We start from the raw sequence: 21,501 nt of genomic DNA, 5'->3' as shown, positions 1-21,501 counted from the left end.
CGCTCGCCGATGTGGCGGTGTCCCGACCCCGGGACACCGCCACATCGCTGTTGTGGGCGGGTCAGCCCTGGAAGAACTCGGGGCCGCCCGCGGGCAGCGCCGGGACCTCGCCGATCGCCGCGGCGCGGCGCGCGAACTCGCGCAGGCCGGCCACCTGCCGCTCGCCCAGCGAGAAGTCGAGGGTACGGAAGTAGGTCGCCAGGGTGTCGGCGTCGAACGGCTCCCAGCGGGCCCCCGCCTCGGCCACCTGGTCCAGCTCGGCCAGGCACAGGTCACGCGAGCGCAGGAACGCCTCGTGCACCTCCTTGACCAGCCCGGGGTGCGCGGCGGCGAACTCACGGCGGACCGCCCAGACGGCGAAGACCATGGGCAGCCCGGTCCACTCGCGCCAGGCCTGCCCGAGGTCGGTCACCGCCAGGCCCTTGCGCGGCGCCTCGTAGAGCGCGCGCAGCGCCACGTCGCCGATCAGCACCCCGGCGTCGGCCTCCAGCAGCATCTGGGTCAGGTCGGGCGGGCAGCGGAAGTATTCGGGCCGGACCCCGTAGCGCTCGCCGAGCAGCAACTGGGCCAGGAGCACCCCGGTACGCGAGGTGGAGCCGAGCGCCACCCGGGCGCCGTCCAGCTCGGTGAGGGGCCGGGTGGAGACCACGTTGACCGACAGCACCGGGCCGTCGCTGCCGACCGCCAGGTCCGGCAGGAGCAGCAGCTCGTCGGCGTGCCGCAGGTATTCCACGAGCGAGATCGGGCCGATGTCCAGGTCGCCGGCGACCAGTCCGGCGTTCAACCGGTCCGGCGAGTCCTTGTGCAGGTCGACGTCGATCAGCGCGCCGGACCGCATCAGCCCCCAGTAGATGGGCAGGCAGTTGAGGAACTGGATGTGCCCCACGCGGGGGCGGGCGGTGCGCTCGGACATGACCCGACCGTATCCCTGCCGCACCGGGCCGGTTCAGCGGGAGGGGGTCGAAGTGGCCAACTCCCCACGCGGCTCGCTCCCGAGCCCGGCGGCGGGCGCGGAGCGCTCGGCACGGACCGCCCGCCACACCGGCCAGGCCGCCGCGACGACCACCAGCACCCCGGCCACCCCGCAGCCGGCGACCAGCGGCCGGGGCGCGGCCACCTCCAGCAGGAGGCCGCCGATCAGGTAGCCGGCCATCCCGGCCCCCTGGGCCGCGGCGCCGAAGATCGCGTAGGCCCGGCCGCGGGCCGCCTCGGGCACCCGCCGGGCCAGCAGCAGGTTGTTGAAGACGTTGTCGCCGCCGTTGCCCACCCCGCCGACCAGCCAGATCGGCACGAGCAGCCAGGCCGACGGCACCGCGGCCGAGGCCAGCACCGCAAGGCAGCAGCCGCCGAGGAGGACCAGCCCGGCGCCGAGCAGCGCCCCGTCGTCGGTGAGCCGGCGGGCGAGCCGGGCGAACAGCCAGCCGCCGACCACGATGCCCAGCGGCCAGGCGCCCGTGACCAGGCCGTAGACCGTCGTGGTGCTGTGCAGGGTCTCCCGGATGAAGAAGACCTCGATGACGTTGATGGCGCCGACCGCGGCGATCACCGCGGCGAGGCTGCCCACCATCACCATGAGCAGCGGATCGCGCCGGAACCGCCACGCGGGCGGCGGGGTGGCACCGTTGGCGGCCGGCGCCGTCGTCCGCCGGCCACCTCGCCGGGTACCGATGAGCAGGCCGGCCACCACCAGCGCGAGGTAGCTGACGGCGTCGACGAGCAGGGGCACCCGGGTGCCGAACTGGCCGACGAGCAGCCCGGCGAGCGCCGGCCCGGCGAGCGCGCCCAGCGTGCCGGCCGTCTGGTTCAGCGCGCCGGCGCGGGGCAGGTCCTCGGCCCGGACCATGACCGGCACCAGCGCGGAGAGCACCGGTTGGGTGACCGCGAGCCCGGCCGCGAGCAGCGCCACCAGCGCGATGACCAGGGCCGGGTGCCCGGTGTACGCGAGCGCCAGGCAGATCGCGGCCTGGGCGAGCCCGGCGGTCACCAGCAGGACCCGGCTGTCCACCCGGTCGGCGAGCCGGCCGGTCAGCGGGGCGAGCGCGACCAGCGGCAGCGTGGCGGCGAGGAGCAGGCCGGAGACGGCGAGGCCGCCGGCCCCGGCGGACTGGAGCGCCAGGGTCAGCGCGCTCGCGGCGAGGAAGTCCCCGCAGCTGGAGACGCCCCGGGTGGCGGTGGCGAGCCAGACGTCCGGCCAGCGCGACGGACCAGATGCGAAAGACATATTTCGAAAATAATCCTTCACACCTGGTCGGCGCAACCCCGGATCAGTCGATCGGCAGCGTGCGGTACTGCACGGCGACCGTGCGCGCGCCCTCCGGGGGGTCCTTCCGCAGCCGGCGCCGATAGGGGTTCAGCAGCGCCTGGACGGCCTCGTTCAGCTCGGTCAACTCCTCGGCGGTGACCTGGAGCAGGCTGTCGCTGAACCAGGCCGCCCGATACCAGTCGCTCGGTTCGTCCGGTGCGCGCCGGATCCAGTCCCGGGCCCGCTGACCGTCCCGCGCCAGGTGCGCGTCGACGAGGGCCAACTCGGCGGCGCGGGCCTCGGAGTCCGCGTCCTGCCCCGACTCGACGTGGTAGGACGGGCTGAACGACCGCCAGACCCGCTCCCGGGCGTCCCCCCGGCTCGGGGCCTCCTCGATCAGGCCGAACTTCGCCAGCTCCCGGAGGTGGTAGCTCGTCGCGCTCGGCGAGAGCCCGGCGATCTCGGCACACTCGGTGGCGGTCGCACCGCCCTCCACCGTGCTGAGATGCTCCATGATCGCCATACGGGCCGGGTGGGCCAGGGCCCGCATCACCTGCGGGTCGCTGATCGTCACCCGGCGCTGCTCCGGACGCGCCTCGGTCATGCCACCCATGATCCCGCCTCGGGCGGGGCCCGGGGAAATTCGGTTGCCCACCGGCCCGGCCGGAGTAGGCTTCCTGTCCCGCCTGACGGCCGTGGTGAGTAGCACCGCACAGGACGTCCCGCGCCGACCCGAGGTCGGAGACGCGAGCGGCAGCGTTGTTCCCCGTGACGAGGAGTACGTGGATGACCCTGCACGCCCAAGAACAGACCCTGGACGCCGAGCTCGTGGCCGAGCGCGCCCACCTGGACACCTCCCGCGCGGCGCTGCGCCGGATGCGCGAGCGCGCCGAGTCCCTCTTCGCCACCGGCGACAAGGTGGCCGGGGACGCGTACACCGCCGAGCAGCTCGGCCGGCACATGGCCCGGCGGGTGAAGGAACTCGCCGACGACCCGACCACGCCGCTCTTCTTCGGCCGGCTCGACTTCGGTGACATCGATCCCGACCATGCGGGGCGCGACTACCACGTCGGCCGCCGGCACGTCACCGACGACCTGGGCGAGCCGCTCGTGCTGGACTGGCGGGCGCCGGTCTCCCGGTCGTTCTACCGGGCCAGCGCCCGGGACCCGCAGGGCGTGGCGGTCCGGCGCCGGTTCGGGTTCAGCTCGGGCGTGCTGACCAGCTTCGAGGACGAGCGCCTGGACCGCGGCGAGGAGCTGGGGACGGCCAGCCGCATCCTCACCGCCGAGATCGAGCGCCCCCGCGTCGGCCCGATGCGGGACATCGTCGCCACCATCCAGCCCGAGCAGGACGAGCTGGTCCGCGCCGACCTCGCCGACTCGATCTGCGTCCAGGGCGCGCCGGGCACCGGAAAGACGGCGGTCGGGCTGCACCGCGCCGCGTACCTGCTCTACCTGCACCGCGAGCGGCTGCGCCGGTCGGGCGTGCTGATCGTCGGGCCGAACCGGGCATTCCTGTCCTACATCGCGGCGGTGCTGCCGGCGCTGGGCGAGGTCGAGGTCGAGCAGGCCACGGTGGAGGACCTGGTCGTCCGGGTGCCGGTCCGCGCGGTCGACGACCCGGCGGTGGCCGCCCTCAAGCACGACGTCCGGATGGCCGAGGTGCTGCGCCGCGCGGTCGACGCGCACATCGGCACCCCCACCGAGCCGATCATGGTCTCGGACGGCTCGTTCCGCTGGCGGATCGGCCTCGACCCGCTGCACCGGCTCGTCGAGGAGACCCGCCGCGAGGACCTGCCGTACGCGACCGGCCGGGACCGGGTCCGGGCCCGCGTCGTGGGGCTGCTGCAACGCCAGTCCGAGGCCCGCCGGGCCGAGTCGCCCAGCGACGCCTGGTTGCGCCGGATGAGCAGGGCGAAGCCGGTCACCGAGTTCCTCGACACGGTCTGGCCGGCGCTCACCCCCGACGGGCTGCTGCACCGGCTGCGGACCGACGCCGCCGCGCTCGCCGCCGCCGCCGACGGCCTGCTCACGGCCGAGGAGCAGGACCTGTTCCGGTCGGGCCCGGCCGGGCGCACCCCGAAGGCGACCCGGTGGACCGCCGCCGACGCGGTGCTCATCGACGAGGCCGCCGGGCTGCTGGAGCGGCCCGCCGGCTTCGGGCACGTGGTCGTCGACGAGGCGCAGGACCTTTCCCCGATGCAGTGCCGGGCCATCGCCCGGCGCAGCGAGCACGGCTCGATCACGCTCCTCGGCGACCTGGCCCAAGGCACCGCGCCCTGGGCGGCCACCGACTGGCGGGAATCCCTCGCCCACCTGGGCAAGCCGGACGCGGCCGTGGTGCCGCTGAGCATCGGCTTCCGGGTGCCGGCCGCGGTGGTCGCCTTCGCCAACCAGCTGCTGCCGGCGCTCGCCGTCGACGTGCCCCCGGCGCAGTCGCTGCGCCGCGACGGGACGCTCGACGTGCGTACCGTCGAGGATCTGACGGCCGCGGCGGTGGCCGAGGTGCGGACGGCGCTCGCGCACGACGGATCGGTCGGCGTGATCGCCGCCGACGACACCGTGGACCGGCTCCGTGCGGCCCTCGCCGAGGCGGGCGTCGACACCGCGACCGCCGACGACGTGGAGGCCGCGGCGCGGGTCACGGTCGTCCCGGCGACCCTGGTCAAGGGCCTGGAGTACGACCACGTGGTGGTCGTCGAGCCGGCCGCGATCGTGGCCGCCGAGCCGCGCGGCCTGCACCGCCTCTACGTGGTGCTGACCCGGGCGGTGTCCCGCCTGGCCGTGCTGCACCGCGAGCCGCTGCCCGCCCCGCTGGCCGGCTGACCGGTGCCGCCGGACGCGCCGGCGGCCGGCTGACCGGTCGCGCGACGCGATGGACGGTCGCCGGCGACCAACCGGCGGCAAACGCGGCGGCGGCTCAGGCGGACAGGGCGGCGGCAACGTCCCGTAGCGGGCGGCCGGACTCGGCGATCGGCACGGTGAAGGCCAGCCACGAGCCGTCGGCGAAGTCGAGGCGCAGGCGCTTCGGGTTGAGCCGGTGCCAACCCACCCGGGCCGACGCCACCTCCGCCCGCGACGCCGACCAGGCGATCCCGGTCTGCGCCACGGACCGCTCGTCGTCCGCCCGGCTGGACAGCACCTTCATGGGCCCGCTCACACACACCAGCAGCCGCCGGTCGGTGGCCACCAGCAGGGTGTCCCGCACCGCCAGGTCCGGCCCGGGCGAGCGCAGCGCGTGGCGCAGGCGCGAGGCCGCCGAACCGGGGGCACCGCGACCGGCGATCCCCCAGACCACCCGGTCCACCAGCCGATCGCCCCACGCCCAACTGACCAGCGGCGAGATCAGGTTGAGCAGCACGGCGCCGACGCTCACCCGGCCGGCGGGCGCCTCCGGCTCCGCCGCCTCGGGCGGCGGCGGTGGCGATGCCCCGTGTGCCGCCTCGGCCTTCGCGTACGCCAGCACCCGCTCGCCCGGCTCGACGAGCTGGCCGATGCGGTCCCGGTATCCGGTCTGGTCCATCGGCTCAGTATCGGTCGTGGCCGTAGCCGTCGTCGGTGCGGCGCTCCGCGGCCGGCGCGTTGCCCATCACCTCGCCGACGATCTCCCGGACCCGGGCGGCGGCGGCCTCCTGGGCCCGGTTCGCCGCGGCGGTGAACTCCTCGGCGAGCGTGTAGGAGTCGAGCCGCATGGCCCGCGCGTTGATCTCGGTGGAGAGGATCCTGCCGTCGGCGGCCGCCGTGACGGTGACCAGGCCGGAGTCGCTCACCCCCTCGGCGCTGCTCTGCTCCAGCTCGGCCATCCGCGCGCCGAGTTCGCGCTGCCACCCGTCGAGGTTGCGGGCCAGCGCCTCGATCCGGTCCAGGGCCGGGAAGGTCATGGCTGCCTCTCAGTTCACGATCGAGTCGAAGACGTTCTGCACACCGTTGGTGTACGGCCCCAGGTCCTCCGAGTAGGTGCCGTCGACCAGGTAGTTGCGGTCCTTGTGGCCGTCGGAGACGTCGTGCAGGCCGACCCCCGTGTCGAGCAGCGCGCCGCCGATGCCCGGGATGTTGACCGGGGACGCCTGGTTGATGGCGAACTTGCCGGGGAACAGGATGGCGGCCCGCTGGATCTTGAACGCGAACGCCTCCTTGGTGTAGCCGGACTTGTTCCACGCCCGGTACGCCTTCTTGGCCTTGCGCAGCTCCATCACGACCTTGCGGTAGCGGGTGAGCAGCTCGGCGACCTTTTCCAGCTTGGTGACCAGCTTGGTGAGGATCTCCGCGAACCGGGCCACGATCTTGACCATGCGGCCGACCGTGGTGGCCAGCCGGGCCAGCACCCGGACGACCGTGGCGGCCAGCGTCACGCCCGCGCTGAGCACGGCGGCCACCGCGGCGATGATCACCTCGGTCAGGAACCAGAGCAGGAACTCCAGGATCAGCTCGACCAGCAGGTTGAACGCGTCGACCGCGGCGTTCGCCGCGTCGACCAGCACCTCCTTGGTGCCGTCCAGCCCCTTGGCCAGCTCCTCGATCGCCTCCTCGACGGACTCCATCGAGGCGTGGAACTTCTCCGCCGCGTCGCCGTCCCACGCGCCGCGCAGCCGGGCCCGGTCGGCGACCTGGTCGCCGGCGATCTGCCGAACCGCCTCGCCGGTGGTGAGGGCGAGCTGGGCCGCCTGCATGAGGTCGTCGGGCTCGCCGGCGACCAGCTCCAGCAGCTGTTCGAACGGCCAGAGCACCGCGTTGGAGAGCGGCTTGAACGGGTCGGGCGTGCCCGACACGATCTGCTCGAAGTAGGTCTTGTTGCGCTGCAACGCCTCGGTGCTCATCAGGCTCCCTCAGCCGCCCGGCGTGAACATGTCGGTGGTCGCCACGTCGGTCCCGGTGTAGGCATCGGCGGTGTCGCTGATCCCCTCGGCGATGTCGGCCATCACCTCGGCGCCGTCCTCCAGCCCCTGCAGGCACGCCTCGAACTGCTCGGCGTACGCGGCGGCCAGGCTGAACGACGCCGGCATGATGCCGAAGGCGTGCCGGGGCACGTGCCCGTCGTGGAAGACCCGGCGCAGCTCGCGGAAGCGGCCGGCCCGCTCCCGGGACGCGGCGGCGAAGGCGGTCAACGCCTCCGGCTGGACCTCGAGGTTCCTGCTCGGACTCGTCACGGACCCTCCCCAGTGTCCAGTCGACAGTCACCCGTCGCCGGCGCGGCCGGACAACGGGATTACCACAGTAGGCGATCGGCACCCGTCCGCGCGGGGCAGTGCAACTCGCACCGGCACGGTACACAGGTGATTGCATGCCCCGCCCGGGACCGCAACCCCTGAGGAGCCCGAAGATGATCCTGGCCCGCGCCGCCCAGGTCAGCCGCCGCTACGGCGAGGTGCTGGCACTGGACCGGGTCGACCTGACCGTCCACGCCGGGGAGCTGGTGGGCCTGCTCGGCCCGAACGGTGCCGGTAAGAGCACCCTGCTCAACCTGCTGGTCGGGTTGCGCCGCCCAACGGCCGGCCGGGTCGAGCTGCTCGGCGGCGACCCACGCGACCCGGCGAGCCGCCGGCAGCTCGGGGTGACCCCGCAGGAGACCGGCCTGCCCGGCACGCTGCGGGTCGGCGAGGTGGTCGACTTCGTCTCCGCGCACTTCCCCGACCCGGTGCCCCGGGACGAGCTGCTCGACCGGTTCGGCCTCAGCGACCAGGTGCGCCGGCAGACCGGCGGGCTCTCCGGCGGGCAGCGCCGCCGGCTGGCCGTGGCGCTCGCCTTCGTCGGCCGGCCCCGGCTCGTGGTCCTCGACGAGCCCACCACCGGGCTGGACGTGGAGGCCCGGCGCACCCTGTGGGAGGCCGTCCGGGCCTTCCACGCCGAGGGCGGCACGGTGCTGCTGAGCAGCCACTACCTGGAGGAGGTGGAGGCGCTGGCCGAGCGGGTGGTGGTGATCGGGCACGGCCGCGTCCTCGCGGACGACTCGGTGGCGGCGATCCGCGGCATCGTCGGCGTACGCCGGGTCAGCCTGGTCGCCGACGACCTGCCGCCGCTGCCCGGCGTGGTGGCCACCGAGCACGCCGAAGGGCGCACCCACCTGCTCACCACCGACGCCGACCAGCTCGTCCGGGACCTGGTCACCGCCGGCGCGGCGTTCCGTGACCTGGAGGTCCGGCCCACCTCGCTGGAGGAGGCGTTCCTCACCCTGACCGCCGGCGACCGGCCCGCACCCACCCCCGCCTAGGAGACCGCCGTGCCGCTCGCCCTGGTCCACGCCCGCTACCAGCTCCTGGAGATCGTCCGGATCCCGGTCGCGGTGGTCGGCAGCGCCTTCTTCCCCGCCGCCGCCATGCTCTTCTTCGTGGTGCCGTTCGCCGGTGACGACGCCGCCAGCGCCACCTACGCCACCGCCGCCATGGTCACCTTCGCGGTGATGAGCGCCAACATCTTCCAGTACGGCATCGGCGTGGCCGAGGACCGCGACCAGCCCTGGAACCCGTACACGCGCACCCTCCCGGCTGGTCCCGGGCCACGCCTGGCCGGGCGGATCCTGGCCGGCCTGGTGCTGACCTACTTCTCGATGATCCCCGTGGTGGTGATCGCCGCGGTCGCCACCGCGGCCCACGTGACGCCGGTGCAGTTCCTGCTGGGCCTCGCCGGCGTGGCGGTGATCTCGGTGCCGTTCACCCTGCTGGGCATGGCCATCGGCTACTCGCTGCCGAGCAAGGCGGCCATCGTGGTGGCCCAGGTGGTGTTCTTCCCGCTGGCCTTCGGCGGCGGCCTGCTCTCCGGCCCGGACGACGCGCCCGGCTTCATCCAGGCGATCGCCCCCTACCTGCCGACCCGCGGCGCGGTCGAGCTCATGTGGGCGGCCGTCACCGACTGGCGGCCCGACCCCCGGGCCCTCGTGATGCTGGTCGTCTGGGTGGTGGCGCTCGCGGCGGTCGCCGGGTGGGCGTACCGCCGGGACGAGGGACGCCGCTTCACCTGACCTTTTGTCCGAATCCGGCCCGGTGGCCGGCGGGACGGTGCCACGATGCCGGCAGGGCGTGCCAGCGGGGCCGCTCCCGGCGAGAGGGGTCAGCGTGGACGGCGTGGAGCCCGGCACGCCCTGCTGGGCCGACCTGGCCACGCCCGGGTTGGACGACGCGAAACGGTTCTACCCGGAGCTGTTCGGCTGGACCGGCCGGGTGGCGGCGGAGCCCGCCGCCGGCGGCTACACCACGTTCCTCAAGGACGGCCGGGCCGTCGCCGGGGCGGGGCCGCCCGCCGCGCCGGACCAGGTGCCGGTCTGGTCGACGTACGTGGCCACCGACGACGCGGACCTGGTCGCCACCCGGGTGGAGGCGGCCGGCGGCCAGGTGGTGGTCTCCCCGTTCGACGTCCTCGACCAGGGCCGGATGGCGGTCCTCGCCGACCCGGCCGGCGCGGTGTTCAGCGTCTGGCAGCCGATGGCCATGCGCGGGGCGGAGTTGTTCAACGCCCCCGGCTCGATGTGCTGGAACGAGCTGGTCACGCCCGAACCCGAGCGGGCGAAGGACTTCTACGCGCTGGTCTTCGGCTGGCACCCCGAGGAGCAGCCGTCCGGCCCGGTCACCTACACGGGATGGCGGTGCGGCGCCCGGATCGTCGCCGGCATGATGCCGCAGCTGGAGCCGCTGCCCGAGGACCTGCCGGCCTACTGGACGGTCTACTTCGCGGTCGAGGACGCGGACGCCACCGCGGCCCGGGCCGCCGAGCTGGGCGGCACCATCCTCGTCCCACCCCGGGACAACCCGGTCGGCCGCAGCGCCGCGCTCCGCGACCCCCAGGGCGCGCTCTTCTCGGTCACGGCCCTCCGCTGAGCAACCCCCGTCAGCGGGGGCGGACGGGGACCACCAGGGGGCCGTGGTCGCCGGGGATGACGCGGACGTTGGCGCGGTAGTGGCGGGCCAGCAGGGCCTCGGTGAGGACCTCCTGCGGTGGGCCCGCGGCGGCCACCCGCCCTTCGGCGAGCAGGACCAGGCGGTCGGCGTACTCGCCGGCGATGGAGAGGTCGTGCATGGTGGCGAGCACGGTCAGGTCGTGCTCCCGGCGAAGCTGGTCGACCAGCTCAAGCACCTCCTGCTGGTGCCCGATGTCCAGCGCGCTGGTCGGCTCGTCGAGCAGCAGCAGGGTGGCGCCCTGGGCCAGCGCCCGGGCCAGGAAGACCCGCTGCCGCTCGCCGCCGGAGAGGGTGGCCAGCTCGCGGCGCCCGAACGCGCCCAGGTCGAGCCGGTCCAGCACCTCGTGCACGGCGGCCAGGTCGGCGGCGGACTCCCGACCCAGCGCCGGGATGTACGGGGTGCGCCCCAGCAGCACGTAGTCGAGGACCGGCATGCCGGCCGGCACCACCGGGGACTGCGCCACGGTGGCCACCACCCGGGCCCGGTCGCGGCGGCGGAGGGAGTTGATCGGCGTACCGAAGAGGGAGACCGCGTTCGGGGCGGGCAGCAGGCCGCCGACGGCGCGCAGCAGGGTGGACTTGCCGGCGCCGTTCGGGCCGATCACGGTGACCCACTCGCCCACCGCGACCGACAGGTCCACGCCGGCCAGGATGGGCGTGCCACCCAGCTCGACCCGGAGGCCGCGCAGCTCGACGGCGGGCGCGCTCATGTCAGCACCCGGCGGGCGGTGCGCAGGACCAGCACGAAGAACGGGCCGCCGAGCAGGGCGGTGACCACGCCGATGGGGACCTCGGCGGGCGCGGCGGCGGTGCGGGCGACCACGTCGGTCAGCGCCAGGAACGCGCCGCCGAAGAGCATCGACAGCGGCAGGATCACCCGGTAGCTCGACCCGGCGAGCAGCCGTACGGTGTGCGGCACGATGATGCCGACGAAGCCGATCAGGCCGGAGGCGGAGACCGCGGCGGCGGTGCCCAGCGAGGCGGCGGCGATCAGCAGGTAGCGGGAGCGCTGCGGGTGCAGGCCGAGGCTGGTGGCCTCGTCGTCGCCGACGGAGAGCACGTCCAGCTCGCGCCGGTGCAGCAGCACCACCACGGCGGTGAGCACGAAGTAGGGCAGGACCAGCCGGACGTCGTGCCAGCCGGCGGTGGCCAGCCGCCCGAGCAGCCAGGAGTAGACCTGCTGGATGCTGTCGGAGTTCCGTTGCAGCAGGTAGGTCTGTCCGGCGGCGAGGAACGCCGAGACCGCCACCCCGGCCAGGATCAGCGTGGCCGGTGACCGGTCGCGCCCGCCGGCCGCGCCGAGCAGGTACGTCATGACGACCGCGCCGAGCGAGCCGACGAACGCGGCCAGGGGGATGGTGAGCGGCATCCCGGTGAGCGCCCCGCCGGCCCCGGCGCCGAGCGCGATCGCGGCGGTCACCGCGAGCCCCGCCCCGGCCGCCACGCCCAGCAGGTACGGGTCGGCCAGCGGGTTGCGGAAGACGCCCTGGTAGCAGCCGCCGGCCAGGGCGAGCAGGGCGCCGACGAGCAGGCCGAGCACGACCCGGGGCAGCCGCAGCTCGGTGACGATGGCGATCTCCCGCTCGGTGAGCCCGCTGTCGAGGTGCACCCCGGGCAGCAGGTTGAGCAGTTCGGCGGCGACGCTGCCCGGCGGCAGGCTGACCGGGCCGAGCGAGACGCCGGCCACCAGCGCCACCAGCACGGCGCCGATGCCGGCGAGCAGCCAGCGGGTGCGCAGCCCGGCCGGCCGGACCGCCGCACCCGGTCCGGCCGGGGGCTCGCCGCCGCCCGCCGCGGACGTACCCCGCTCGGCCGGGTCACCAGGCGCGGGCCGGGGCGTGCCGGGCACGCCGGCGGGCCGGGACGCGCGGGGCGTCCCGGCCGGCCGGTGAGGGTTGTCCGCCGATCGCACGGTCACCGTCAGGCCGGGACCTTGGCGGTGGCGTCGATGATCGCCTTGAGCAGGTCGACGACCCGCGGGCCCCAGCGCGAGGCGACGTCGTCGTCCAGGCCGACGATCTGGTTGTTCTTCACGGCGGTGACGCCGGCCCAGCCGCTGCGCGCCTTGACGGTCTCCGGGGTCTGCTTGCAGCACTTGGTGTCGGCCAGGAAGACGAAGTCGGGGTTCGCCTTGACGATGACCTCCTGGGAGAGCTGCGGGTAGCCGGCGCTCTTGCCGTCGGCGTCCGCCGGGTCGGCGATGTTCTCCAGGCCGGCGAGCGTGTAGATCGAGCCGATGAAGGTCTTGCTGGTCGCGCTGTACAGCTCCGGGCCGAGCTCGTGGTAGTAGGTGAGCTTCTTCGCCCGCTGCGGCAGGTCCTTGGTGAGCGCCGCGATGTCGTCCTTCATCTTCTTCGTGACGGCGTCCGCCTCGGCGGGGTGGCCGGTGAGCTTGCCCAGGTCGGTGAGCTGCTGGTACGTGTCGTCGAGGGTGGTCGCCGCCGGGGTGAGCAGCACCGGGATCTTCAGCGTGGTGAGCTGGTCGACGATCTTGTTGAGGTCGTTGGCCAGCACCACCAGGTCGGGCGCCTTGGCGGCGATCGCCTCGGCGTTCGGCTGGAAGCCGGAGAGGTCGCTCTTCGGCGCCTCGGCCGGGTAGTTGGACTGGTCGTCGACGGCGGTGACCTGCTTGCCGGCGCCGATGGCGAAGAGCATCTCCGTCGTCGACGGCGACAGCGAGACGATCTTCTCGGGGCGCTTCTCCAGGGTCAGCCTGCCGACGGAGACCGGGAAGGCGGCCGCCGCCGAGCCGCTGCCGCCGGCGGCGGGGGTGTCGTTCGCGGTCTTCTCGGCGCAGCCGCCGAGGAGCAGCGCGCCGACCGCGAGGGCGGCGGCGAAGAGCCGGGGGGTACGTCTGGACATCGGTCCTCCTGTCGGTCGAGGAGCGTGGTGCTTCGCCGACAGGGACCTGGGCGGGCCCGTCCGCGAGGCGCCCTTCCTCGAGAGCGCGAGTCGCGACCGTGCCGCAGGCGACCTGACTCGTCCCCCCACAGGTGTCGGCGCCGGCCGGGGCCGACGCCGTGTGCGGGGCATCACAGTTGCGGGACAGCGCCGGTTTCGCACCGGCTTCGCTGCGGGGTGGTCGGTGCCACCGTAGCGCACGACCAGCGGAGATCGTCCGGACGGGAGCCACGGTGGGACCCCGGTTACGCGGCCCCACCGTGGCTCGTGCTCAGCAGTACTGGCTCTGCTTCCCGATCGCCCGGTAGGGGCAGTCGGCGTACTCGGAGAGCACCAGCACGGCCTCCCGGTTGCGGGAGGTCTGCGCGGGGATCACCTCGTCGGGCGGGTAGAAGCCGCCCCCGGAGGCCGACCCGGGATACATCTCGAAGGTGTACGCCCAGATCTTGTGGGTCCCCCACATCCAGTCGATGCTCGTGCCGTCGGCGATGTAGAGGTCGCTGGACTGTTCCGGGGTGTAGCCGTTGCTGGACGCCATCTGCCGGCCGATCGTGGCGAAGGTGTTGTACTGGTCGGCGTTCATCCCGGTGGCGGTGTTGCTGTACGTGTAGCCGTACGGCCAGAGCACCAGCTGCGAGTAGGTGTGGAAGTCGATGTTCGCTTTTATCTGCTGCACCCCGCCGACGACGCGGCTGTTGACGAAGGTGCGCAGGGCCGCGGTCTCCGGGGCGGAGAAGGCGGACGGGCCACGGTAGGTCTCCGACGAGGTCGAGCCGGACGAGCCGCCGCAGCAGCCCCACTGGTACGACCAGTTCCGGTTCAGGTCGGTGCCGACGGCCGAGGAGCCGCTGTTGGGCTGCCGGTTCTTCCGCCAGGAGCGGTAGGAGCCGGTGGCGATGTCGTACTCGCTGCCGTCCGGGTTGACCGTGGGGACGATCCAGATCTCGCGGGAGTTGACGAGGTTGGTGATCCGGGAGTCGCTGCCGTAGCTGTCGGTGAAGAGGTTGAGCAGGTAGATCGCCATCTCGACGGTCAGGTGCTCGCGGGCGTGCTGCTGGGCGTTGAAGAGGATCTCCGGCTCGTTCTCGTCGGTGCCGACGTTGTCGGAGATCTTCACGGCCATCAGGTCCCGGCCCTGGTAGGACCGCCCGATGCTGAGCTTGCGTGCGATGGCCGGGTGGTCGGCGACCACTGTGTTCACCACCGAGGTCAACTCGGCGTAGTCGTGGTAGTTGGAGTCGGCGGGCGGGAAGGCGTACGCCACGGCGCCGGAGGCCGCGGCCGGGGTGACGTCCTTCTCCAGCCGGAAGCCGAGCCGCGTGATCGCGGCGGCCTCGGCGGTGGTGGCCGTGACGTGCAGCACGCCGTGTTCGGAGTGGTCGATGGCCGCGCCGGTGCGGGCGACGGCGCTCCGGTCCGCGAGTGTGCGCGGGCCGAGCACCCGGTAGGCGACGGCGGCCGGTTCGCCGTCCGGTGCGGGCCGGGCGGCGGCCGGGCCGGTGACCGCGGCGACGAGGGTCAGGCCGACGGCGGCGGCGAGGGCCAGCCGGCGGCGGAGCGGTGACGTGCGGAGGGCCATGGACAACCTCCTCGGGGTACGGGCGATCCCGTTGTCCGCACACTTCACCAGGAGTCACATGGTCATATCAACATTCATCACTACGTGCTTCCATCCCGACCGCATCCTCATGCCGGCAATCATTTTCCATGCGTGAACCTCTGGCGGAACTTCCTTCCAGGCGCGACAGTGAACGGCAACGATGCCGTTCTCCTGGAGGAGCTGCCATGGACCGGACATCCCTGCGGGCGGCCGCCCTCGCCGGCGCCACCGCGCTCGCCCTCGTCGGCACCACCGCACCGGCCGGCGCGACCACCGGCGTCGCGCACGACGAGCAGATCACCTGGCAGGGCTGGTCCGGGACGGGCTGGTCGGCCGGAACCTCCGCCGGCACCACGGGCACCACCGCCGGCCTGACCCTGAGCACCCCGGTCGGCACCATCCCCTACAAGGACCCGCACACCAGCACCCGGCGCACCTGGGCGTACGGGACCTGGACCTCGCCGCTCACCCAGGTCGGCTTCGCCGCCACCGAGCTGGTCACCTCGTGGAACGCCGACACCCCGGCCGGCACCTGGCTCCAGGTCGAGCTCCAGGGCACCTACACGACCGGCACCCGCACCCCCTGGTACGTCATGGGCCGCTGGGCCTCCGGCGACGGCGACATCCGGCGGACCAGCGTCGACCGGCAGGGCGACAAGACCTCCAGCGTCCTCACCGACACGTTCGCCATCACCAGCCCGGCCGCCGGGGTGCTGCTGCGGGCCTACCAGCTCCGGGTCACCCTCTACCGGGACCCGGCGTCGACCGTCACACCGGTGCTCCGCTCGGTCGGCGCGATGAGCTCGACCGTGCCGGACCGGTTCACCGTCACGCCGAGCGCCGGGCACATCGCCTGGGGCACCGAGCTGGCCGTGCCGCACTACTCCCAGAACATCCACGCCGGCCAGTACCCGGAGTACGGCGGGGGCGGGGAAGCCTGGTGCTCACCCACCTCCACCGAGATGGTGATCGAGTACTGGGGCCGGACGCCCTCCCCGGCCGACACGTCCTGGGTGGACCCGCGCTACGCCGATCCGACGGTCGACCACGCCGCGCGGATGACCTACGACTGGCAGTACGACGGCACCGGCAACTGGCCGTTCAACACCGCGTACGCGGCCCGCTTCCCGGGGCTGGAGGCCAAGGTGACGCGGCTGCACTCGCTCGACGAGCTGGAGCACTTCATCGCCGCCGGTATCCCCGTGGTGACCAGCCAGTCCTTCCTCGCCGGCGAGCTGGACGGCGCGGGCTACGGCACGGCGGGGCACCTCATGGTGGTGGTCGGCTTCACCACTGCCGGCGACGTGATCGCCAACGACCCGGCCTCACCCAGCGACGCCGCCGTCCGGCACGTCTACCGGCGCGACCAGTTCGAGCAGATCTGGCTGCGCACCCGGCGGACCACCGCGGGCGGCGGCACCGGCAGCGGCTCGGGCGGCGTCGTCTACCTGATCAAACCAACCGAGGTGGCCTGGCCCTCCGTGGCCGGTTCCACCAACTGGTGATCCACCCCTTCCCACCCAACGGAGTGCACATGGTCAGACCAGTCCTGCGCGCGGTCGCCCTCGTCGGCGCCGCCGCGCTCGCCCTCGTCGGTGTGACGGCACCCGCCCACGCCGGCAACAACCTGCCGGCCGTCTCGCACGACGAGCAGATCACCTTCCAGGAGTGGTCCAAGTACCCCGACTGGCGTGGCGGCAGCCACCAGGGCACCTTCGCCATCCCGGGGCACCGCACCGGGATCACCATGGGCCGCCCGGCCGGCACCACCGAGTTCACCGACGAACACACCGGCACGACCCGGACCTGGGAGTACGCCACCTGGACGTCGCCGGAGCGGCAGGTCGGCTTCGACGCCAGCGAACTGGTCGCCTCGTGGAACGCCGCGACCCCGGCCGGCACCTGGATCCAGGTCGAGCTGCACGGCACCTACAACACCGGGCAGCAGACCCCCTGGTACGTCATGGGCCGCTGGGCGTCGGGCGACCAGGACATCAAGCGGTCCACGCTGGACGGCCAGGGCGACCCCTGGTCGACCATCTGGACCGACACGTTCTCCATCGACGACGCCAAGGCCGGCGTGCTGCTGCGGTCCTACCAGCTCCGGCTGACCCTCTACCGCGCGCCGGGACAGGCCGCCTCACCGCGGGTCTGGATGCTCGGCGCGATGAGCTCCAACGTGCCGGACCGGTTCACCGTCGCCCCGAGCAAGGGCGGCATCGCCTGGGGCCGGGAACTCGCCGTGCCGCGCTACTCGCAGAACATTCACGTCGGAGAGTACCCCGAGTACGACGGCGGCGGGGAAGCCTGGTGCTCCCCCACCTCCACCGAGATGGTGGTGGAGTACTGGGGCCGCAAGCCCTCCGCCGAGGACATCGCCTGGGTCGACCCGAGCTACGCCGACCCGACCGTCGACCACGCCGCCCGGATGACCTACGACTACGAGTACGAGGGCGCCGGCAACTGGCCGTTCAACACCGCGTACGCGGCCAGCTTCCCCGGCCTGGACGCCCGGGTCACCCGGATGCACTCGCTGGACGAGGTGGAACGCTTCATCAAGGCCGGCATCCCGGTGATCACCTCCCAGTCCTTCCTGGCGGAGGAACTGGACGGGGCGAACTACGGCACCTCCGGGCACCTGTTCGTGATCGTCGGCTTCACCGCCGACGGTGACGTGATCGTCAACGACCCCGCCTCGTCGTCCGACGACGCCGTGCGCAACGTCTACAAGCGGGAGCAGTTCGAGCAGATCTGGCTGCGCACCAAGCGCTACCGGGCGAACGGCACCGTGGCCTCCGGCTCCGGGGGCATCGCGTACCTGATCAAGCCCACCAACCGGCCCTGGCCGGTGGTCCCGGGCTCGACCAACTGGTGAAACGCCGCGGGCCCGGCGCGGTCCCCGCTCGGGGATCGCGCCGGGCCCGGGTCTCGTCAGAGGGACGGGGCGAAGGAGGCGGGTGGGGCGGCGGGCTGCTTCGCCCGCCGGCGGTTCCGGATCGCCCGCACGATGATCCACACCCAGGCCACCAGGGCGGCCACCCCGGCCAGGGCGAGCCCGGTCACCAGCAGGTACGTCGACCCGCCGGTGGTGGAGAAGACCCCCGCCCGGGCGCCGGTGTCCCGGGCCGGGGCGGTGGCGCCGGCGGCGAGGCCGTCGGGCGCGTCGTAGAGGATCACGTCGGCGCGGCGGGCACCGCCCTCGTCGGCCACGAAGGTGCCGCGCCACTCGCAGTTGCGCCGGCCGCAGTCCTCGTGGACCGCGGTGAAGGTGCCCGGCGTGCCGCCACCGTTCTTCGCCTCCCAGGTGGGCGCGAGGTCGGTGACGCTCAGCATAAGTCCGATGGCGGCGATGACCGGCAGGCCGATCCAGACGAAGACCTTCGTCCGCCACCCGTTGACAGTGTTCAGGAAACTCACGGCGGCCGACCCTAGCGGCCGGCGGCGTTTTCCGCTGCCCCGTTCCGCGAAGGTCAGCTCTCGCGGCGCTCGTCGGTGCGCTCGGCCTGGTCGTCCCCGGCCAGCGCGGAGCGCAACCGCTCCTTCTCGGCGCGGCGCCGCTCGGACGCCTCCGACATCTCGCCGGCCATCTCGTCCCGCCAGCCGCGGAGCAGGAAGAACGACAGCGCGGCGGAGAACACCAGCGCCAGCATCAGCCGCAGGAACATGTTCATCTCGACGAACCAGAGGGCCGCCAGCACGCCGACGAACAGCCCGATCCGGCCCAGCGTGTACTTGACCGCCGCGCTCAAGCCAGCACTTCCTTCTCTCTCCACGCCTCAGCCCGTCCGCCGGGCCAGCCAGTGCACGCCATGAAACCAGACCACCGCGTAGACCACGGTGAACACCGCCGCGGCCAGCGCGCCGGAGACCAGCGCCGGCAGCCCGGCGGCGAGACCGGCCGCCAGCAGCCCGGCGAGAACGCCGAGCGCGATCCCGGCCAGCGCCGCGAGCACCCGGGCCGCGCCGAACTCCCAGGCCCGGAAGTCGTCCCAGAACAGCCAGAGCGGCAGGATCACCGCCAGCCAGCCGTTGGTCCGCCCGAACCGGCCCGCGCCCATGGTGGCGAACGCCCACTCGAAGAGCACCAGCGCCAGCACCCCGATCACCAGCCCGGCCAGGCTCACCCCGAGCAGGTCGCCCAGGGTGAGGATCCGCCCCTCGGCGTCCCGCCGGGGGAAGCTGCGCTGCTGCTCCTCGGTGCTCATCGGCGTGCGGTCAGGCCCAGACCTGCTGCGGCTCGGCGCGGCGCTCGGCCAGCGACGGGGCCGCGTCGTACTCGCGGACGACCTCGTAGCGGGTGTTCCGCTCGACCGGACGGAAGCCCGCGTCCCAGATCAGGTTCAGCAGGTCCTCGCGGTGCATGGTGTTCGGCGTGCCGTACGAGTCGGCGTCGTGAGTGATCTTGTATTCCACGACCGAGCCGTCCAGGTCGTCGACACCGAAGTTCAGCGACAGCTGAGCCACCGAGAGGCCGTGCATCACCCAGAAGTTCTTCACGTGCGGCACGTTGTCGAAGAGCAGCCGCGAGACGGCGAACGTCTTCAGCGACTCGGCCGGCGAGGCCATCGTGGTGCGCGCCTGGATCTTGTTACGGATCTTGCCGTCCGCCGAGTCCACGAAGTCGTGCTGGTAGCGCAGCGGGATGAAGACCGCGAAGCCGCCGGTCTCGTCCTGCAGCTCGCGCAGCCGCAGCACGTGGTCGACCCGGTGCCGGGGCTCCTCGATGTGGCCGTACAGCATCGTCGCCGGGGTCTGCATGCCCTTGCTGTGGGCCAGGGCGTGGATCCGCGACCAGTCCTCCCAGTGGCAGGCGTGGTCGACGATGTGCTGCCGGACCTCCCAGTCGAAGATCTCCGCGCCACCGCCGGTCAGCGACTCCAGGCCGGCGTCCATCAGCTCGTCGAGGATCTCGTCGGCGCTCAGGCCGCTGATCTTCTCGAACCACTGCACCTCGGTCGCGGTGAAGCACTTGAGCTTGACGTTCGGCAGCGCCGCCTTCAGCTCGCGGAGCACCTTCGGGTAGTAGCGCCAGGGCAGGGTCGGGTGCAGGCCGTTGACGATGTGCAGCTCGGTGAGCTGCTCGTCCTCCATCTCCTTGGCCTTGCGGACCGCCTCGTCGATGCGCATCGTGTAGGCGTCCTTCTCACCCGGCTTGCGCTGGAACGAGCAGTACGCGCACGACGCGGAGCAGACGTTGGTGAGGTTCAGGTGCCGGTTGACGTTGAACATCACCCGGTCACCGTTCATCTCGGTGCGCTTGTGGTGGGCCAGTCGCCCCAGCCAGGCGAGGTCGTCGCTCTCGTAGAGGGCGATGCCGTCCGCGCGGGTGAGCCGCTCCCCCGCGTAGACCTTCGCTTCGAGCTCGCGCTTGAGTCCGGCGTCCATCGAAAAGCACGTCCCTTCCACCTGCGGTCCCGGTCGAGCGTACGTCGCGCGACCGACGACCCGGCGACCCGGTCAACCGCAGCGACCTACTTCACCGGACTCCCGGCCGGTCGTCACCCTCCGCACATCGACATAGCTGCGTTCGTGAGGTAAGACAGGATGGGGCGGAACACACACCGGTACCGTCCTGGCTCAGCGCGCCCACCTCGCGCGAAAAGCACCAGACGACGGGGAGCGGAATGGCCGAGAGCACCCAGGACCGACGCCGACGAAACCGGAATCCGGTGATCTCGCCGGTGCTGCGTCCGGCGCTCTGGTCCGCCCTGCTCGGGGCGGTCGCCGCCGCGGCGCTGGCCACCCCGGCCTGGGCCGACCCGCTGCCCGACAGCGTCCCCGACGCCGGCTCCCGTCCCCGGGCCGCCGGCACCCTCCAGCTTCCCACCGTGCCCGGCGCCGTCCCGGGCCTGCCCGGCACGGTGACCGGCGTGCCCGGCGCCACTCCGGGCCTCCCCGGCGTCACGCCCGGCGTCACCAACCCCGCCGACGGGCCGCTGATCGCCCAGATCAACCAGGTCGACGCGCAGGTCGCCCAGCTCGGCGACACCCTGCTCAGCATCAAGGGCGAACGGGACACCGCGCAGGCGGACCTGGCGCTGGCCGCCGCCCGGCTGAAGGAGGCCCAGGACGCGCTCGTCCGGGCCCAGGAGAACGCGAAGACCGCCGCCGCCGACGCGGTCAAGGCCGACGCCGCGCTGCCGCCCGGCGAGTTCGGGGCCAGCCTGCGCGACCTCGCCAACCTCCAGCGGATCACCCGGGGCGACAAGGCCGAGGGCGCCACCACCGCGGTGACCGGCGAGCTGGCCCGGGCCACCACCGCCGAGCAGGTCGCCCGCCAGGCGCACGCCTCGGCCGAGCGGCGCGCCACCGAGAAGACCGCGGAGTACACCCGGGTCGAGACCGACCTGCACAAGCAGGAAGCCGCGCTGCTCAAGCTCCGCCGGGACAACGCCGCCAAGCTGCGCGAGATCGAGCGCCTCGAGGACGCCGCCGAGCAGCAGATCGGCAGCTCGTACGTCGTCAACCAGAGCGTCAGCGGGCGGGTCGCCGACCCGAGGGCGCTGGCCGCGGTGCGCTACGCCCTCGCCCAGCTCGGCGACCCCTACCTCTGGGCGGCCGAGGGGCCGGACCGGTTCGACTGCTCCGGCCTGGTGCTCGCCTCCTACCAGGCGGCCGGCTACCACGGCCTGCCCCGCGTCTCCCGGGACCAGTACTACGCCACGCGCTCCCGCACGGTCGACCCCAACGCGCTCCTCCCCGGCGACCTGCTCTTCTTCGCCTCGGGCAGCAGCTGGACGAGCATCCACCACGTCACCATGTACATCGGCAACGGCAAGATGGTCGAGGCGCCGCGCACCGGCGACGTCGTCAAGATCTCCGTGGTCCGGTGGTCCCGGCTCTACGCGGCCACCCGGGTGCTCGGCGCGG

The 21,501-nt window shown here is 73.2% G+C and carries 21 protein-coding genes, 1 pseudogene and 1 riboswitch; of the genes and pseudogenes, 7 read left to right on the top strand and 15 right to left on the bottom strand.

The window, feature by feature from the left end:
- Positions 1–61 precede the first annotated feature (61 nt).
- Genes F8274_RS06175 through F8274_RS06165 form a run of 3 tightly spaced genes read right to left on the bottom strand, consistent with a single transcriptional unit; the run spans position 62 to position 2,846 of the window.
- Positions 62–913, bottom strand: coding sequence for a menaquinone biosynthetic enzyme MqnA/MqnD family protein (locus tag F8274_RS06175; RefSeq protein ID WP_151461312.1), 852 nt, complete (start codon positions 911–913; stop codon positions 62–64).
- Between the two features lie 33 nt (positions 914–946).
- Entirely contained in the window at positions 947–2,221 is a 1,275-nt protein-coding gene (locus F8274_RS06170; RefSeq protein WP_151461311.1) for an MFS transporter, read from the bottom strand.
- A 43-nt stretch (positions 2,222–2,264) separates the two neighbouring features.
- Complete coding sequence (locus F8274_RS06165) at positions 2,265–2,846, bottom strand: helix-turn-helix transcriptional regulator (protein WP_151461310.1); 582 nt, start codon at positions 2,844–2,846, stop codon at positions 2,265–2,267.
- A gap of 182 nt (positions 2,847–3,028) precedes the next feature.
- On the opposite strand from F8274_RS06165, the gene F8274_RS06160 reads away from it, so the two are divergent.
- Positions 3,029–5,068, top strand: coding sequence for an AAA family ATPase (locus F8274_RS06160; protein ID WP_151461309.1), 2,040 nt, complete (start codon positions 3,029–3,031; stop codon positions 5,066–5,068).
- 94 nt (positions 5,069–5,162) lie between these two features.
- On the opposite strand, the gene F8274_RS06155 is transcribed toward F8274_RS06160, so the two are convergent.
- The 4 genes from F8274_RS06155 to F8274_RS06140 are packed head-to-tail and all read right to left on the bottom strand — an operon-like array spanning position 5,163 to position 7,389.
- Positions 5,163–5,765 (bottom strand): hypothetical protein, encoded by a 603-nt coding sequence (locus F8274_RS06155; RefSeq protein WP_151461308.1) that lies wholly within the window; start codon positions 5,763–5,765, stop codon positions 5,163–5,165.
- A gap of 4 nt (positions 5,766–5,769) precedes the next feature.
- Positions 5,770–6,123: a YbaB/EbfC family nucleoid-associated protein gene (locus F8274_RS06150; protein WP_151461307.1), complete on the bottom strand. Its 354-nt coding sequence runs from the start codon at positions 6,121–6,123 to the stop codon at positions 5,770–5,772.
- Positions 6,124–6,132: 9 nt separating this feature from the next.
- The gene (locus F8274_RS06145; protein WP_151461306.1) at positions 6,133–7,059 is read right to left on the bottom strand and encodes a WXG100 family type VII secretion target; all 927 of its coding nucleotides are present in this window, start codon (positions 7,057–7,059) and stop codon (positions 6,133–6,135) included.
- Positions 7,060–7,068: 9 nt separating this feature from the next.
- On the bottom strand, positions 7,069–7,389 hold the full coding sequence (locus F8274_RS06140; protein WP_151461305.1) for a type VII secretion target: 321 nt from the start codon (positions 7,387–7,389) through the stop codon (positions 7,069–7,071).
- A gap of 173 nt (positions 7,390–7,562) precedes the next feature.
- On the opposite strand from F8274_RS06140, the gene F8274_RS06135 reads away from it, so the two are divergent.
- The 3 genes from F8274_RS06135 (at position 7,563) to F8274_RS06125 (ending at position 10,050) form a co-directional block, all read left to right on the top strand.
- Positions 7,563–8,450: an ABC transporter ATP-binding protein gene (locus tag F8274_RS06135; RefSeq protein WP_151461304.1), complete on the top strand. Its 888-nt coding sequence runs from the start codon at positions 7,563–7,565 to the stop codon at positions 8,448–8,450.
- Between the two features lie 9 nt (positions 8,451–8,459).
- Positions 8,460–9,197, top strand: coding sequence for an ABC transporter permease (locus F8274_RS06130; RefSeq protein ID WP_151461303.1), 738 nt, complete (start codon positions 8,460–8,462; stop codon positions 9,195–9,197).
- Positions 9,198–9,291: 94 nt separating this feature from the next.
- The gene (locus tag F8274_RS06125) at positions 9,292–10,050 is read left to right on the top strand and encodes a VOC family protein (RefSeq protein WP_151461302.1); all 759 of its coding nucleotides are present in this window, start codon (positions 9,292–9,294) and stop codon (positions 10,048–10,050) included.
- A gap of 10 nt (positions 10,051–10,060) precedes the next feature.
- Here F8274_RS06125 and F8274_RS06120 read toward each other — a convergent pair whose 3' ends face one another.
- From F8274_RS06120 to F8274_RS06105, 4 genes and pseudogenes are all read right to left on the bottom strand, one after another.
- Entirely contained in the window at positions 10,061–10,840 is a 780-nt protein-coding gene (locus F8274_RS06120; protein ID WP_151461301.1) for an ABC transporter ATP-binding protein, read from the bottom strand.
- The gene (locus F8274_RS06115; RefSeq protein ID WP_192579727.1) at positions 10,837–11,868 is read right to left on the bottom strand and encodes an iron ABC transporter permease; all 1,032 of its coding nucleotides are present in this window, start codon (positions 11,866–11,868) and stop codon (positions 10,837–10,839) included. Before F8274_RS06115 ends, F8274_RS06120 begins: the two co-directional genes overlap by 4 nt.
- Positions 11,869–12,050: 182 nt before the next feature.
- A complete protein-coding gene (locus F8274_RS06110) occupies positions 12,051–12,992 on the bottom strand; it encodes an ABC transporter substrate-binding protein (RefSeq protein WP_151461299.1) in 942 nt (313 codons plus the stop codon).
- Positions 12,993–13,103: 111 nt separating this feature from the next.
- A riboswitch (cobalamin riboswitch) is annotated at positions 13,104–13,197 on the bottom strand.
- Between the two features lie 108 nt (positions 13,198–13,305).
- Positions 13,306–14,610, bottom strand: a pseudogene (locus tag F8274_RS06105) (M14 family metallopeptidase); the annotation flags it as partial.
- 206 nt (positions 14,611–14,816) lie between these two features.
- On the opposite strand from F8274_RS06105, the gene F8274_RS06100 reads away from it, so the two are divergent.
- Both F8274_RS06100 and F8274_RS06095 read left to right on the top strand, forming a co-directional pair.
- The gene (locus F8274_RS06100; RefSeq protein ID WP_151461297.1) at positions 14,817–16,136 is read left to right on the top strand and encodes a C39 family peptidase; all 1,320 of its coding nucleotides are present in this window, start codon (positions 14,817–14,819) and stop codon (positions 16,134–16,136) included.
- Positions 16,137–16,165: 29 nt separating this feature from the next.
- Positions 16,166–17,506: a C39 family peptidase gene (locus F8274_RS06095; RefSeq protein ID WP_151461296.1), complete on the top strand. Its 1,341-nt coding sequence runs from the start codon at positions 16,166–16,168 to the stop codon at positions 17,504–17,506.
- Between the two features lie 56 nt (positions 17,507–17,562).
- On the opposite strand, the gene F8274_RS06090 is transcribed toward F8274_RS06095, so the two are convergent.
- Genes F8274_RS06090 through mqnE form a run of 4 tightly spaced genes read right to left on the bottom strand, consistent with a single transcriptional unit; the run spans position 17,563 to position 20,016 of the window.
- Positions 17,563–18,048 carry a hypothetical protein gene (locus tag F8274_RS06090; RefSeq protein WP_151461295.1) on the bottom strand — a complete coding sequence of 162 codons (486 nt, stop codon included), beginning with the start codon at positions 18,046–18,048 and terminating at the stop codon, positions 17,563–17,565.
- Between the two features lie 53 nt (positions 18,049–18,101).
- Positions 18,102–18,380 carry a DUF4229 domain-containing protein gene (locus F8274_RS06085; RefSeq protein ID WP_151461294.1) on the bottom strand — a complete coding sequence of 93 codons (279 nt, stop codon included), beginning with the start codon at positions 18,378–18,380 and terminating at the stop codon, positions 18,102–18,104.
- A gap of 27 nt (positions 18,381–18,407) precedes the next feature.
- A complete protein-coding gene (locus F8274_RS06080) occupies positions 18,408–18,836 on the bottom strand; it encodes a hypothetical protein (RefSeq protein WP_151461293.1) in 429 nt (142 codons plus the stop codon).
- 10 nt (positions 18,837–18,846) lie between these two features.
- Positions 18,847–20,016 carry an aminofutalosine synthase MqnE gene (gene mqnE / locus F8274_RS06075; protein WP_151461292.1) on the bottom strand — a complete coding sequence of 390 codons (1,170 nt, stop codon included), beginning with the start codon at positions 20,014–20,016 and terminating at the stop codon, positions 18,847–18,849.
- 239 nt (positions 20,017–20,255) lie between these two features.
- On the opposite strand from mqnE, the gene F8274_RS06070 reads away from it, so the two are divergent.
- A partial coding sequence (locus F8274_RS06070) for a C40 family peptidase (protein ID WP_225853626.1) occupies positions 20,256–21,501 on the top strand: 1,246 nt, incomplete at its 3' end.

Source organism: Micromonospora sp. AMSO31t (genome assembly GCF_008868175.1).
Classification (GTDB): Bacteria; Actinomycetota; Actinomycetes; order Mycobacteriales; family Micromonosporaceae; genus Micromonospora.
This window is presented reverse-complemented; position numbering and strand designations above follow the sequence as displayed.